This window comes from Castellaniella defragrans 65Phen (genome assembly GCF_000612685.1).
GTDB classification, from domain to species: domain Bacteria; phylum Pseudomonadota; class Gammaproteobacteria; order Burkholderiales; family Burkholderiaceae_B; genus Castellaniella; species Castellaniella defragrans.
Map to the genome: position 1 here is coordinate 3074174 of NZ_HG916765.1, position 13775 is coordinate 3087948.

Sequence of the window (13775 nt, forward strand, 5' to 3'; positions counted from 1 at the left end):
AGTGATTTGTCTGTGACGGGGCGACGCTACAAGCTGCGCGCGATGAGTTCGCGCATGATTTCGGAGGTGCCGCCATAGATGCGCTGCACGCGCGCATCGGCATACAGGCGGCAGATTTCGTATTCCCGCATGAAGCCGTAGCCGCCGTGCAGCTGCACGCATTGATCGACCACGCGGCCCTGCATCTCGGAGCACCAGAGTTTCGCGGTCGAGGCGTCCTGCGAGCTCAGCTGCCCGGCGACGTGGCGCGCCAGGCACTGGTCGATGAAGGCCCAGCCGACCGCCAGGTCCGCCTTGAGATCGGCCAGCTTGTAGCGGGTGTTCTGGTATTCGGCGACGGCCTTGCCGAACGTCTTGCGCCCGTGCGCGTAGACGCAGGTGAGATCGAAGGCTTTCTGCGCGGCGGCGATCGACTGGAGGGCGATGGTCAGCCGCTCCTGGGGCAGTTCCCCCATGAGATGGGCCATGGCCCGGCCTTCCTCGCCCAGCAGGTTCGCCACCGGCACGCGGACGCCATCGAAGAACATCTCCGAGGTGTCGGCCGAGAGATGGCCGAGCTTGTCGAGATTGCGCCCGCGGCGGAAGCCCGGCCGATCGGTTTCGATCAGCAGCAGGCTCATGCCGGCCGAGCCTTCGCCTCCCGTGCGCACCACGGCGATCACCAGATCGCAGTGCTGGCCGTTGGAAATGAAGGTCTTCTGGCCATCGACCACGTAATGGTCGCCATCCCGCACGGCGCGGGTGCGCACGCCCTGGAGGTCGCTGCCGGTGCCGGGCTCGGTCATGGCGATGGCGCACACCGTCCGGCCGGAGACCATGCGCGGCAGCCAGGTGCGCTTCTGCGCCTCCGTGCCGAAAGACAGGAGATAGCCGCAGCAGACGTCGCTGTGCACCGAGAAATCCGCGCCCGGCCCCGCGTATCCCGCATACCAGAGCTCCTCGATGACCACCGCATTGAAGCGGAAATCGCCGCCCGCGCCGCCGTAGGCCTCGGGCACCTGGGGGCAGAGCAATCCCGCGGCGCCGCCTCTGGTCCAGTAATCCCGGTCGACCAGGCCGGCCGACTCCCAGCGCGAGAAGTGCGGCGCGATTTCCGCCTGCGCGAACCGGCGCACCGTATCGCGCAAATCCCGATGTTCCGGGTCGTAGACCGCTCGATGAGGGAGCATGCAACCTTCCATGAGAGAGTTCAGCGGCGCAGCAGGCCCGCCTGCCTGGCCTTGAAAATCGCGCCCGACCGGTTGCGCACCCGCAGCTTCGCGTACAGGTTGTGCAAGTGCCACTTCACCGTGCCGACGGTCAGGTCCAGCCGATCCGCGATCCCCTGGTTCGACAGGCCCAGGGCGACGTAGCCGAGCAATTCGATCTCGCGCACGGTCGGCGCCTCGGACCCGACGTCCTGATCGGCCCGCCCCGCCGGTCCCGCGCCGGCGCCGGCGTCATCCGCCAGGCCGAGCCGCTGGCGCAATTCGCCGAGAAAGCCGCGTTCCTGCTCGACCACCAGCGCCCGCTGCTTCTTTTCGTCGGCCGCGACCAGCGTGCGGATGACGTCGCCATATTCGATGAAGGGCTGATACAGATTGCGCGGCGCGGCCAGCCCGACCGCCCGCAGGAACGCCTTGCCCGCCTGGGCGGGCTGGCCGGTGGCCTGGAGGATCTGCGCCTGGACCAGCAGCAGGTGGACCGTCCACGGCGCGCAGACCGACTTGAGCGCGGTGCGCAGCCCCGCTTCGACGAGGGCATGGGCGGCATCGAAATCCCGCCGCGCCATGCGCCAGGCGATGCGCGCGGCCAGCAAGGCGCGCTGGACGCTGGCCAGCCGGCCCGCCGGGAAATCCGGCTGGCTCGCATCGAGCAGCGGTTCGAGGTTCTGCCGCCGCACCCAATCGGCCGCGGCCTGGTCGAGGCCGAGACGCACGAGCCGGACCAGGACCGCGCAATCATGCATCACCTGCAGGCGGGCGGGAAAGCTGGTCACGATCTCTTCGAGGCGGGCAGGCGCGAAGACCGAATCCTGGCGGCCGTCCCAGAGGCGGACCGCCACGCCCAGGGCGATCCGGACCGTCTCGATGAAGCCATGCTGCCTGGCCTGGCCCAGGCCGCGCAGCACGCAGGCGCGCGCCAGGTCGGGATCCCCCCGATCCAGGGCGATCCGCGCCATCATGATGTCCATGGTCGAGAGGATGGGCGAATTCGGGCCCAGTGCCCGGCCGGCCCGCTCCATCGCGTCCTCCAGGGCCGAAGGGTCCAGCGGCGCATCGCCTTCTTCGAGGTCGAGCAGGGTTTCCAGGCAGCTGATCCAGGCCATGCCGTATGCGCTGTCCGTGCGGCTCATGGCGATGCGGGCCCGCAGGATGCCGTGCCGGGCGGTCTGGAAATCCAGGTCCGCGATGCCCGCGGTGCCGACCACGCAGCAGACCCCCGCGGTCTCGAAGGGATCGAGCCCATCGTCGGCATTCAGCCAGCATTCGCTGCGCAGGCGGGCCTCGGACACCCGGTCGAGGGAAAAGAGGATGACGGACAGCAGCGCTTCCTTGCGCAGGAGCATCCGGCCATCGGCGGCGTCCGCGGCCCCGCCGGCGTCCTGCGCGGCGTCGCCGGACGGGATCGACGCCAGGGCCCGATAGGCCTTTTCGTATTGCCGCGCAAAGACCATGGCCCATACGTACCAGTACGCGGCCTCGTTCGCCGGGCTGGCGTCCAGCGCCTGCAGGCGTTCGTAGGCGGCGATGTAGGAATGCGGCTGGCCCTGGTCGCGCACCAGCAGTTGCGCGCACTCGGCGAGCAATCCGCCCGCCTGCCTGCCCTCGCGGATCGCCAGCGCCAATTCCAGCGCATCGTGGTGATAGCCGTGCCGGTGGTGCCAGCGCAGCGCCCTCGACAGCAGCGCCTTGCGTTCCGTTTCGGGGCGGGAGGAGCGGCGCTCGCGGCGCAGATAATCCCGGAACAGATGATGGAGGCGGTACCACCCGGGCCGGCCGGCGGCGGGGACGATCATCGTATTGTTGCGCACCAGCGCGGCCAGCGTTTCCCCCACGCGCGTATCGCCCAGCATGTAGACGCAGAGTTCCGCATCGAAGCATTCCAGCTCCGCGATCTCGAGCAGGAAATGGACGGCCGCCGGCTCCAGGGCGTCCAGGACCTGGCGGGACAAGGTATCCGTCAGGCTCAATTCGTAGCCTTCCCTGCGGCGCGTCGCATCGGATGCGCCGCAGGCGGACATGGCGACGTGCACGAGACGGACCGCCGCGGGCCAGCCCTCGGTCAGGGCCGCCACGGCGGCAAGCTGTTCGCTGCCGAGCACGACCGGATTGGTGGGCGCGTTCGAGAACAGCGCGCGGATTTCTTCATGGCCGAGGCTCAGTTCGATCGGCCCGATTTCGTGGATGCCCCCGAGCAGGCGCACCTTGTGCACGAGATCCACGGGCAGTTCGGTACAGGCGAAGACCATGCGCACCCGCGCCAGATCGCCCGCGGCCACGCGTTCGATCAGGGGATCGAGCGTGCGGTCGCGCGCGGGCTCGAAACCATCGAAGAACAGCACGACGTCGTCTTCGATGGCTTCCATCGCCCACAGGATGGCATCGATCCGCGCGGGCCAGCCGGCCATCGACGCATCCCGAGCCGTCACCGCGCCCGCGCCGGCCTCGCAGCCGAGCGCCCGCTCGACCCGCCGGAGCATGGGTTCGGACGCGGGCGCGCCCGCATCCGACGGAAAGACCGGCGTCCTGCACCCCTGGCTGCCCAGGGAGCGCGCCACGGAGGAGATGAACAGCGTCTTGCCGTAGCCGGAGGGCGCCAGCACCAGCAGAACGGGCGGCAAGGAGGCGAAATGGGAGAAGTGCCGGATGGCATGGGTCTCGATGGCCCGGGGGAAAGGCGCCGCCGGGCGCCGCCGGTCGTGCGCGGCGCTCTCCACGGCGGCGAAGGTTCCAGGTGCTGCGGTTCCGGCGTAGTCCATGTCCATTCCTTACCGGCCGCCCGGAGGCGGCGTCACCACACGTAAAGGAGCGCGAAGACCGCGATCCAGAGCAGGACCACCAGTTGCCAATACACGGCCCCGCTTTCGATGAAGCGGAGATATTTCCCGTCCCGCAGGCCTTCGTCGGTCGTCCTGCGCACGATCATGATCAGGGCGGCCATGCCCGCGAGCAGATGGACGAGCAGCGCGCCCGTCAGGGAAAAGAAGTACATGTGGAAGCCGCCGGTCGTCAGGCCGGCCCCCGCGCCGATCAGGCCCGCGTATTGAAAGGACATGCACACCAGGAAGCCGGCGCCCCACAGCAGGGCCAGGACCAGGCGGCTGTAGACGACGCCCGCGACGCCCGCGCCCTCCTCCCTGGCGGCATGGACCGCGCGCACGGCATGCCATGCGCTGGCCAGCAGCAGCACCGTGCCGATCGCCCCCGGAACCGGATGCAGGGCCGCCCTGGCGCGCCGGAACTGTTCGGCATCGCCGAGCCGGTCGTATGCGTAGGACGCGAAGAGCAGGATGAAAAGCAGCGCATCGATTGCGATGAAGAACCAGAACCCTGCGCTGCCCGGCAGCCTTTTCCGGATGGATTGCGCGGTCGAAGCCATCGGCACGATCTCCTTTTTCATACCGCCAGGGCGGTCACTTCCACCCGCGGATCGACGAGCTGCTCGCGCGAGAGCACCGACTTGCGCAGGATCATCTGCTTGCCCGCCGCGAATTCCAGCGGCGCATCGACCGTCTCGACGGCGAGCACCCGGCCGTCTTTCATGTGAAAGGCCGAGAAAGCCCCGGCCGCGGGGTCGCCGCGCAGCACGAGGTCGTCGGCATCGAAAGGCACGCCGGCGATCTGCACCTTGAGGTCGAACTGATGCGACCAGAACCAGGGCACCTCGGGCTTGGGGCGAGGCTTGCCCATCATGGCGGCCGCGGCCTGCTTCGCCTGTTCGAGCGCATTGGGCACGCTGCGCAGGCAGAACATGCGGTCGTCGTACAGCGGCATGGGACGGCAGGTCACGTCGCCGATGGCGAAGATCGCCGGATCGGCGGTGCGGGCATCGTGATCCACCACGATCCCGTTCGCGCCGTCCAGCCCGGCGGCGACCGCCAGCCCGGTATTGGGGACGACCCCGACGCACACGACCGCGGCGTCGCAGGGCACGAGACGGTCGTCGCCCAGGCGGATACCCGTCACGCGCCCCTTGCTGCCTTCGATGCGGGCGACCTGCACGCCCGTCAGGAACTCCACGCCGCGGTCCTCGTGGGCGCGGCGCAGGTAATCGGACAGCGGAACGCTGGCCACGCCGGCCAGGACCCGGTCCTGCTGCTCGATGACGACGGCGCTGCCGCCCAGGCCCACCACGCTGGCGGCGACCTCCAGGCCGATGTATCCCCCGCCGACGAGCGCGACGCGCTTGCCGGGGCCGATCGCGGCCTTGAGGCCGTCGGCGTCCTCGATCGTGTGCAGGCGATGCACGCCGGCCAGGTGGATGCCCGGCAGGGCGATCTCCCGCGGCCGGGATCCCGTGGCGATCACCAGGCAATCGTAGGAAACCTCGGTCTTGTCCGCCAGCCGGACGTATTTCCCGGCACGGTCCAGGGCCGCCACCGTCGCGCTCTGCACGAGCATGATGCCCTTGCTCTCGTAGATCTCGTCCGGCCACAGCTTCAGGGACTCGGCATCCTCTTCCCCCGCGAGATAGGCCTTGGACAGCGGGGGACGCTGATAGGGCGAGAACCGCTCGTCGCCCAGCAGGATGATGTCCCCGGCAAAATCCATTTTCCGCAGCTGCATGGCCACGGTCGCCCCCGCATGGCCGGCCCCCACGATGATGACACGCTCATTCGCATTCATCTTGCTTCACCCAATGTTGAACTGACGCCCCATTCGACATGGCCCGCCTTCGTTTCCGCGATGGAAACGAAGGGTTCATTCTTCCGGCTCCAGCGTGTGGATGACCAGGCCGTCCAGCGCTTCGCTGAGCGTGATCTGGCAGGACAGGCGCGAATTCGGCCGCCGCGTCTCCTGCAGGGACAGCAGCCCGTTCTCGACCTTGGAAGCCGTGCCCGTCTTGTCCACCCAGTCCGGATCGACATACACATGACAGGCCGCGCAGGTGCACACGCCGCCGCAATCGGACTCGATCTCGGGGATGTCGTTGGACCGGGCCGCCGCCATGACCGAAACGCCCGGCGCCACCTCGATCGTCCGGGACACGTTCGCCGAATCCACGTAGGTCACTTTCACCATCATTCGACACTCCCTTGAGGCTGCTTCACCCGGATCAATCCCAGCATCCTCGGGAAGCGCCGCAGGCCGAGCAGCACGATGAACTTGAGGATGTACCAGCCCATCTTCAGCGTGGCGCCGAAGCCGACCGACCGGGCGATGAAGTCGCCCGCATCGCGGCTGGTCGCGGTATTCAGGATGGCGAGCCAGTCGTCCAGATGCACCGTCACCTCGTATTCCCAGGGCGCCGGCGCATCGACGATGCCCGTCAGGAGGATGCCTTTCTCGTTGAGATCCAGCTTGGAGCGGTCGAGCCCCATGACCAGCTCCCGATCACCCAGACCTTCGGACCAGAAATTCATTTCGCCTCCTTTCTGCGGAATTTCCCGATGGTTTTTTCCGTCAGGACGTTGAAGACCAGTCGGGGCAGCACGGCGATCAGCTTGACGACGAAGGGAATCAGGATGCCTTCGCGCTCCGCGAGAAAGCCGATCGTCTTCGGATGCGTCAGAAGTTTCAGGAACGCCAGCAGGTCCTGCGGGCTGAGCTTGATCGAGTAATTCCAGAACACGGGCTCGATGATGCCTTCCATGGCCAGATGATCCGGTTCCCTGCGCAGCGCGGAATCCTTGAGTTCGATCGGGAGCCGCTGCTTCCCGAGGCCTCTGGACCAGACGATCATAGGAGGAGCCCCTTTTCCCGGGCGGCGATGACCTCGTCGGGCTCGGTCCACCAGATGTTCAGCCCCATGTCCTGGGCCACCGTCTTGGCCGCGTTGTATCCGCCGCCGAAGGTGATCATTCCGCCCGGGAAGGTGCTGGCGCCGCAGACGTACAGGCCCTTGATGGGCGTCTTGTTGGACGAGCATTGCACGTTCGGCCGGGAATAGCCCATCTGGGTCATGACGTACGCGCCGTGCTTGAACGAGCCGCGCTTCATCTGCGGGATCTTCATTTCGATGTAGACGGGCGTGTACTGGTAGCGCCGGATGATGTCGGCCGGGTCGAAATCGACCATGTATTCCGCCAGCTTGGCGATCAGGCGGTCGCCGTACGGGCCGGCGACGTCGGCCCAGTCCCCCTGCGCCGGCGCATAGGGCACGACCGCCTCGATCCGGGCCACCGCGCTGCCCGGCTCGGTTTCCTGGGGCGCCTGGTTGGGATCCAGGTCGGTGGTGAACGTCACGTGCCCGATGTCGTGCAGCAGGTGGCCTTCCATGACTTCGTTGAAGTGCTTCACGACGTCTTCGGGGGACTCCACGCCGAACACCCGGATGAAGGCAGTCTGCACGGCGGGGTCCTGGTCCTCGGCCTTGAAGCGGGGCTTCTTGCGCAGGCCCAGGTGGCACAGGAACAGGGAACTGTGCTCCCATTCCCAGTTGCGGGCGGTATTGAGACAGAGCTTGGACCGCTGCTGCATTTCTTCTTCGGAGATGAACGTGCCGAAGGTGGTGGTGGGATCCGTGGAGGTCACGATGGATTTGGCGTCGATCCTGATCAGCGGCCCGTCCGTGCCGGTGGGGGCGACTTCCACGCCGACGGCGGCGCCGTCTTCCATGATGATCCGCTTGACCTCGTGGTTTTCCATCACTTCCATGCCGGCGAGGATCCCGGCCTTCTGGAGGGTGGAGGACAGGCGGTGCGAGCCGCCGCGCACCAGCGTGGCGTTCAGCATGCGGTTGAAGTAGAGCGGCACCAGGTAGCTGGAGTTGGTCTCGGTGGGATCGATGCCCCACATGCAGATCAGGTAGAGCAGCAGGGCGCCCAGTTCGGGGGTCTCGAATCCCCAGCTCTGGCAGATCTGATAGGGCGTGAGTTCGGAGACCTCGAGGATTTTCTTGCCGAGTTCGGTTTCCATGTAGGTGCCGGCGAGCTGCGCGGAACCCACGGGCTTGCCATAGGTGGCCGGTATCAGATATTCATCGGACATCTGCTTGTATTCGAGATAGATCTCGCGGAAGCGCTCCGCATCGCGGGGGGATATCCTGCGGATCGACTCGACGCTCTTTTCCAGGTCGCCGTGCAGCGTGACCGCCGTGCCGTCCTTTTTCAGGATAGAGGCCGCCACGTCCGGCCGGATGTAGACGCAGCCGTCGGCCTCCAGTCCCAGATCCTTATACGGCGGCGCCACGTCCAGCATCATCATGTAGGTGGCATGCAGATTGAAGCGGAAGCCCGAGAATTCCTCGGTCACCAGGGCGCCGCCGGTTTCGTGGCGCCGCTCGACGACCAGGACCTTCGCGCCGGCCCGGGCCAGGTAGGCGCCCGTCGTGAGGCCGTTGTGCCCCGCCCCGATCACCACCACATCGCATTGTTTGACTTCAGACATTTGGATTCATCTCCCAGAAGCTGTCAGGTTTCGTTTGCGTTCAATCGACACTGGTCCGTCGTTCGACGCCCTCGCGCCGCCAGAGCTCCTTGGCGCCATCCATCGCCTTGGCCCGCCACCAGTCGGGCCGCTCGATCCCCAGGTCGCCCATGAGTTCGCTGGCGGCGACGTAGGCCGCGCCCAGGTGGGTGAAATTGGACATGCCCATCGACTGGCAGATGTACAGGCTGTCGATCGGCGTTCTCGGCGCATCGCAGCCGGCGAACGGCTTCCAGCTCCACATCTGCGCCTCGGTGGTGGCGCCGCTCGGGTGCATGTTGCCGAACGAGTGGGCATTGCGGCGCACATAATCGTGCGGCGTGTTCACGTAGCGCGCGACCTTGGCGGTCTTCAGGTTGGGCAGATACTGGACCAGGACTTCCTCGGCCTTGTCCGCATAGGATTCCCGGATGTCGTCCCATGCCCCCGGTCCGCCCAGGGAATTGAGCTTGTACGGCACGAAGCACCAGGACATGACCGTATACATTCCCGGGGGCGCCTGGGTGGGGTCGGCGATGCAGTAATTGGCGCAACCGCCCCAGGCCACCGGAGGATCCGGCAGCACGCCCCGCACGTCGCAGCGGTCGAACAGATCGGCGGCCTGGTCCACGGTTTCGGCGCCGAAATTGAAGGAATAGGTATTGTTGGCTTCCGGGAATTTCTGCGCGCAGGCGAAATCGGGACGCTCGTTCATCACGTAGTAATTGGTGAACAGGGTGCCGCCGCGATAATCGTAGCGCTTCAGGGATGCGCGCGCGGAGACCGAAAGATGCTCTTCGCCGACCAGGCCGAGGAAGGTGGTCTGCGCGCTCAGGTCGCTGATCACGGCCTTGCCGGCCTTGAATTCGGCATCGGGGTAGCAGGAAATACTGGACAGCACGATGCCTTTCGCTTTCTTGTCCTCGATGATGATTTTCTCGACCGGGCAGTTGTAGAAAATCTTGCCGCCGTGCAGGACGAAGCACCGGACCAGCGCATGGACCACGTCGTGGCTGCCGCCGCGCGCCGTATAGAAATTCGAGGTGAAGCCGCACAGCGCCGCCAGGATCGACAGCGGGCCGGCCAGGCGGCTCTTGAGATCGTCCGCCGCCATCGCGGCGGAGCTGAGCAGGCCCACGCGGATCTGCTCGTGCTCGAACAGGTTTTCGACGAATTCAAATCCGCTCATGAAGAGCCAGTCTTTCGGGAAGACCGGGACGTCGCTGAATTCATCCAGAAACTGCAGGAAACTTTCGTCGGTATGCTTGGAACAGAGCGCCTGCTGCAGGATCACGTCCTGGCGCGGCCCCAGGAAATTCGCCACCTTGCGGTAGGTTTCGGCGTCCTTGGGGGAAATCCGCTGCCACATTTCATAGGTCTTGCGCGCATCGTAATGGGCGAACATCGCCGCATTGCCGTCCAGGAACGGATAAAAATAGCCATATTCGGCCCCGGCCGGCTTGCACAGTTCGAGGCCGAATTTTTCCAGTTCCAGGTCCACCATGGCGGGGCCAAAGTGGGTCACCAGCAGGGAGGCGTGAAGATTCAGCTTGACCCCGGGAAACAGGACCTCCTCGGTGGCGCAAAACGTGCCGGATTCATCCCTGCGCTCGAAAATGCCTACGCTGAGCCCCGCCTTCTGCAGATATGCCCCGGTGGCGAGGCCATTCAGGCCGCCGCCCACGATGATCACGTCATATTCGCTTTTCGGATTTGCCATTTCTGTTTATGTCCCTTAAATATCCACCCGGACACGATGGATAAACCGAACGGGTGTTTCCGTTTATCCACGTGCTTGGATCCATCAAATGGATTCATTAAAATTCGCAGATTTTTTCCTTGAATTCCACGGCCTCTATATGACCATGGATGCGGCTTCATTGCGATATTCAGGATGCCAACATTAGTTATATATTCTGCCAAGGCCGGAATACGGAACCACGCCGGGCATCCAGCCGCATGTTCGTCCTCCTTCGCGCCCGGCGGGCCGCCTTGCCGCGATCGCCGGGAGCATCAATCCGCCCGGAGGCGGTTCATACCCTTTCAAATATCGCCGCGATGCCCTGGCCGCCGCCGATGCACATCGTGACCAGGGCATAGCGCCCCTGGATCCGGTGCAATTCGTGGATCGCCTTGATCGTGATCATCGCGCCCGTCGCTCCCACGGGATGGCCGAGGGAAATGCCCGAACCGTTCGGATTGACGCGCAGGGGATCGAGATCCAGTTCGCGGGAAACGGCGCAGGCCTGCGCGGCGAAGGCCTCGTTCGATTCGACGACGTCCATGTCCTGCGCGGAAAGCCCCGCCCGTGCCAGCACCGCGCGCGATGCGGGCACGGGGCCGATGCCCATGTACCTGCGGTCCACCCCGGCATGCGCATACCCGACCAGCCGCGCCAGAGGCGCGAGCCCCAGCCTGGCCACGGCCGGCGTGCCGGCCAGGATCACGGCGGCGGCGCCGTCGTTGATCCCCGACGAGTTGCCCGCGGTCACGGTGCCGTCCTTCTGGAACACGGGCTTCATCGCCGCGAGCTGTTCGAGCGTCAGCCCCGACCGGACGTGCTCGTCGCGGTCGAAGACCACCGGCCCTTTCCGGGTCGGGACCGTGACCGGCACGATCTGGCCCTGGAAGCGGCCTTCCTCGATCGCGCGCTGCGCGCGGTGCTGGCTTTCGAGCGCCAGTTCGTCCTGCATCCGGCGCGTGATGCCATGGCGGCGCGCGACGTTTTCCGCCGTGATCCCCATATGGACGCCGTCCCAGGGATCGTGCAGGATGCCGTTCATGTAATCGACGACCGCCGAATCCCCCATGCGCGCGCCCCAGCGCTGGGCCGGCAGCAGGTAGGGGCCCCGGCTCATGGATTCGGCGCCGCCGCCCGCGGCGACGTCGGCGTCGCCGGCATGGATCACCTGGGCCGCGGAGATGATGGCCTGCAGGCCGGAGCCGCACAGCCGGTTGACGTTGAAGGCCGGGGTCGTGTCGGGCAGGCCCGCCTCGAGCGCGGCGAACCGGCTCAGGTACGCATCCGCCGGCTCGGTGGGAATCACGTTGCCGAAGACGACGTGCCCGACCTCGCCGGCGGGCACCCCGCTGCGATCCAGCGATTCCTTCAGGACGCGCGCGGCCAGATCGCGCAGCGGCACGTCCTTCAGCGCCCCGCCGAAACTGCCGATGGCGGTACGCGCCGCACCGACTACGAAGACATCACATGACGGCATGCGGACCCCCGATCCAAATTTATTAAACTAACCATAAAGTATCGTATCATACAATATGATTGTGTTCAATCGAATCGCGGCGCGGGGGTCGCGCCATCCGCGCAGGCGGGGAAAGGCGGGGGAAAAGCGGAGAGCGCTACTCGACGGCGCTGGTTTCCTGGGCCATCGTCTCGGAGAGCTCGTCGAGCGGCAGGTCGGACAAGGCGTTCTTGATCAGGGTGAGCATGCGGATCAGGGACTTGCGGTCCTCGGCGCTCAGGCCGGACAGGATCTGTTCGTTGAAGCGGGCTTCGACCTCGGACAGTTCTTCCAGCAGCTGCCTGGAGCTGCGCGACAGGAATACGCGCTTCACCCGGCGATCCACGGCATCGGGACGCCTTTCGATGAAACCCGTGGCTTCGAGGCGGTCCAGCAGCGAGCCCAGGCTCGCCTTGCCCACGTCCAGGATGGCGGCCAGCTGGGTCTGCGCCATGCCGTCCTGGCGCGAGAGGTGCGCCAGGACCCACCACTGCGCCCGGGTGACCCCCAGCGGCTTCATCAGATGATCGAAAGCGGTCCGCCGCATGCGCGAGACGTCGTGGATCAGATAGCCGAGGCGGATCCCGGTGCGCAAGGCATCCTGGTCGGCCTGGGCGCCGCGCGGGGCGGCCGGCGCCCTGGACGTGCTTTCCTTGGTCTTCCGACCGTTCGGCGTGTTGGACATTCCTTTCCTTTCCTGGTTGCTCATGGCGTGCGATCCCCTCTTTCCTGAGCCGGGGGGCCTGGAGGTTGCAAATGGAAATCGCCGGCGTCATTCCGGCCGACGATCAAACGAAAATTGTACGCTTAAATACCGTAATCTACGAGATTCTCGTCCTGAAAAGGAAGGCGGCGGCACTGCGCGGGCGGCGGCGAGGCAGGCGCGCATCCGGACGGCGCACCGGGCGCACCGAAAAAAAAGACGCCCATCGTGCGATCGCGCGATGGGCGCCATAAGCCGCCTCGGGGCCGGCCGCGCAAGCCGGATCACCCCCCTCCCCGAGGCAGTGCAGGAGAATGGTGCGGAGCGGAACCGGATTCAGCCTCCGGTGGCGGTCACGATCCAGAGGCCGGCGATGACCGCCGTGGTCGCGATCCCCCAGATCTCGAAGGTCGCGCTCCAGGCCAGGGGCGCCCGGGCCAGCTCCATGAAATGGCGCATGATCATGCGGCCCTTGACGAACGCCACCAGCATGATGAACACGGGAGTCCACGGGCCGGCGAAGGACTGGTGGCCGGACATCCAGACGCTGCTCAGCGTGGCGCCCACGAGGAACAGGAACACCAGTACGGCCGGACGAAGGGAAGGATGGGTATTCATTGCGACGCCCCCAGGAGATAGAGCATGGGAAAGATGAAGATCCAGAGCAGATCGACCATGTGCCAGTAGAGCGCGCCCGCCTCGATCGTCTTGTACAGCCGGTGGTCGGCCGGGTCGCGGCCCGCCTTGAACCACAGGGCGGCCAGGATGATCATGCCCGCGATGAAGTGAAAGAAGTGCGCGCCGGTCAACGTGAAATAGAACATGTAGAAGTCGTTGGTGTGCATGGTGATGCCATGCCCGAAGATCTTCTCGTTGTATTCGGTCATCTTGGTGACGCCGAAGCCGGCGCCGACGATGAACGACAGCAGCAGCCACCGCCGGGTCGCGGCCCGGCGGCCCGCATGGGCGGCGTGCACCGCGAGGACCACCAGGAATCCGCTGGCGATGAGGATCAGGGTGTTGAGCACCCCGAGGCGCACGTCGAGCGTCGCCGCGGACCGGTTGAACAGTTCGAGCTGGCCCATCCGCTCGATCATGAAGCCGGCAAATATCATGGTGAAGACGATCATGTCCGCGAGCATGAAGACGAGGACGCCGGACACCCGGTGATCCGCGGGCGAGGCGGCCGGCGCTGGTGTCCGCCGGCTCATGGCGTCCCGGATGGACGAGACGGACGAAAGCGTGGTTTCGGTCATGAGGATGATCTCCGATCGATGAGGCGTGCGC

14 protein-coding genes are annotated in these 13775 nt (G+C 66.0%); 1 reads left to right on the plus strand and 13 read right to left on the minus strand.

Features of this window, described 5'->3' with window-relative positions:
• Positions 1-26: 26 nt before the first annotated feature.
• From BN940_RS13710 to BN940_RS13760, 11 genes are all read right to left on the minus strand, one after another.
• A complete protein-coding gene (locus BN940_RS13710) occupies positions 27-1169 on the minus strand; it encodes an acyl-CoA dehydrogenase family protein (protein WP_148304973.1) in 1143 nt (380 codons plus the stop codon).
• A gap of 20 nt (positions 1170-1189) precedes the next feature.
• Positions 1190-3961, minus strand: coding sequence for a helix-turn-helix transcriptional regulator (locus tag BN940_RS13715; protein WP_043683934.1), 2772 nt, complete (start codon positions 3959-3961; stop codon positions 1190-1192).
• Between the two features lie 32 nt (positions 3962-3993).
• Positions 3994-4581: a cytochrome c oxidase subunit 3 gene (locus BN940_RS13720; RefSeq protein ID WP_043687373.1), complete on the minus strand. Its 588-nt coding sequence runs from the start codon at positions 4579-4581 to the stop codon at positions 3994-3996.
• 17 nt (positions 4582-4598) lie between these two features.
• Positions 4599-5828 (minus strand): NAD(P)/FAD-dependent oxidoreductase, encoded by a 1230-nt coding sequence (locus tag BN940_RS13725; protein ID WP_043683936.1) that lies wholly within the window; start codon positions 5826-5828, stop codon positions 4599-4601.
• Positions 5829-5903: 75 nt separating this feature from the next.
• Complete coding sequence (locus BN940_RS13730; protein WP_242404200.1) at positions 5904-6227, minus strand: 2Fe-2S iron-sulfur cluster-binding protein; 324 nt, start codon at positions 6225-6227, stop codon at positions 5904-5906.
• Positions 6224-6565, minus strand: a complete 342-nt coding sequence (locus BN940_RS13735) for a hypothetical protein (protein ID WP_043683938.1) — start codon at positions 6563-6565, stop codon at positions 6224-6226. The genes BN940_RS13730 and BN940_RS13735 overlap by 4 nt, the downstream gene beginning before the upstream one ends.
• On the minus strand, positions 6562-6885 hold the full coding sequence (locus tag BN940_RS13740; protein WP_043683940.1) for a hypothetical protein: 324 nt from the start codon (positions 6883-6885) through the stop codon (positions 6562-6564). Before BN940_RS13740 ends, BN940_RS13735 begins: the two co-directional genes overlap by 4 nt.
• Positions 6882-8531, minus strand: a complete 1650-nt coding sequence (locus BN940_RS13745) for a phytoene desaturase family protein (RefSeq protein WP_043683942.1) — start codon at positions 8529-8531, stop codon at positions 6882-6884. The genes BN940_RS13740 and BN940_RS13745 overlap by 4 nt, the downstream gene beginning before the upstream one ends.
• 40 nt (positions 8532-8571) lie before the next feature.
• Positions 8572-10269 (minus strand): phytoene desaturase family protein, encoded by a 1698-nt coding sequence (locus BN940_RS13750; RefSeq protein WP_043683945.1) that lies wholly within the window; start codon positions 10267-10269, stop codon positions 8572-8574.
• A 313-nt stretch (positions 10270-10582) separates the two neighbouring features.
• The gene (locus tag BN940_RS13755) at positions 10583-11767 is read right to left on the minus strand and encodes an acetyl-CoA C-acyltransferase family protein (RefSeq protein ID WP_043683947.1); all 1185 of its coding nucleotides are present in this window, start codon (positions 11765-11767) and stop codon (positions 10583-10585) included.
• A 136-nt stretch (positions 11768-11903) separates the two neighbouring features.
• Positions 11904-12470, minus strand: a complete 567-nt coding sequence (locus BN940_RS13760; RefSeq protein ID WP_052355878.1) for a MarR family winged helix-turn-helix transcriptional regulator — start codon at positions 12468-12470, stop codon at positions 11904-11906.
• A gap of 71 nt (positions 12471-12541) precedes the next feature.
• Here BN940_RS13760 and BN940_RS19075 point away from each other — a divergent pair, with 71 nt between their 5' ends.
• On the plus strand, positions 12542-12742 hold the full coding sequence (locus tag BN940_RS19075; RefSeq protein ID WP_148304974.1) for a hypothetical protein: 201 nt from the start codon (positions 12542-12544) through the stop codon (positions 12740-12742).
• Between the two features lie 82 nt (positions 12743-12824).
• Here the strand turns inward: BN940_RS19075 and BN940_RS13765 are convergent, their stop codons facing one another.
• Together BN940_RS13765 and BN940_RS13770 are read right to left on the minus strand one after the other, a co-directional pair.
• The gene (locus BN940_RS13765; protein ID WP_084330700.1) at positions 12825-13106 is read right to left on the minus strand and encodes a cytochrome C oxidase subunit IV family protein; all 282 of its coding nucleotides are present in this window, start codon (positions 13104-13106) and stop codon (positions 12825-12827) included.
• Positions 13103-13744: a cytochrome c oxidase subunit 3 gene (locus BN940_RS13770; protein WP_052355879.1), complete on the minus strand. Its 642-nt coding sequence runs from the start codon at positions 13742-13744 to the stop codon at positions 13103-13105. The genes BN940_RS13765 and BN940_RS13770 overlap by 4 nt, the downstream gene beginning before the upstream one ends.
• Between the last annotated feature and the right edge of the window lie 31 nt (positions 13745-13775).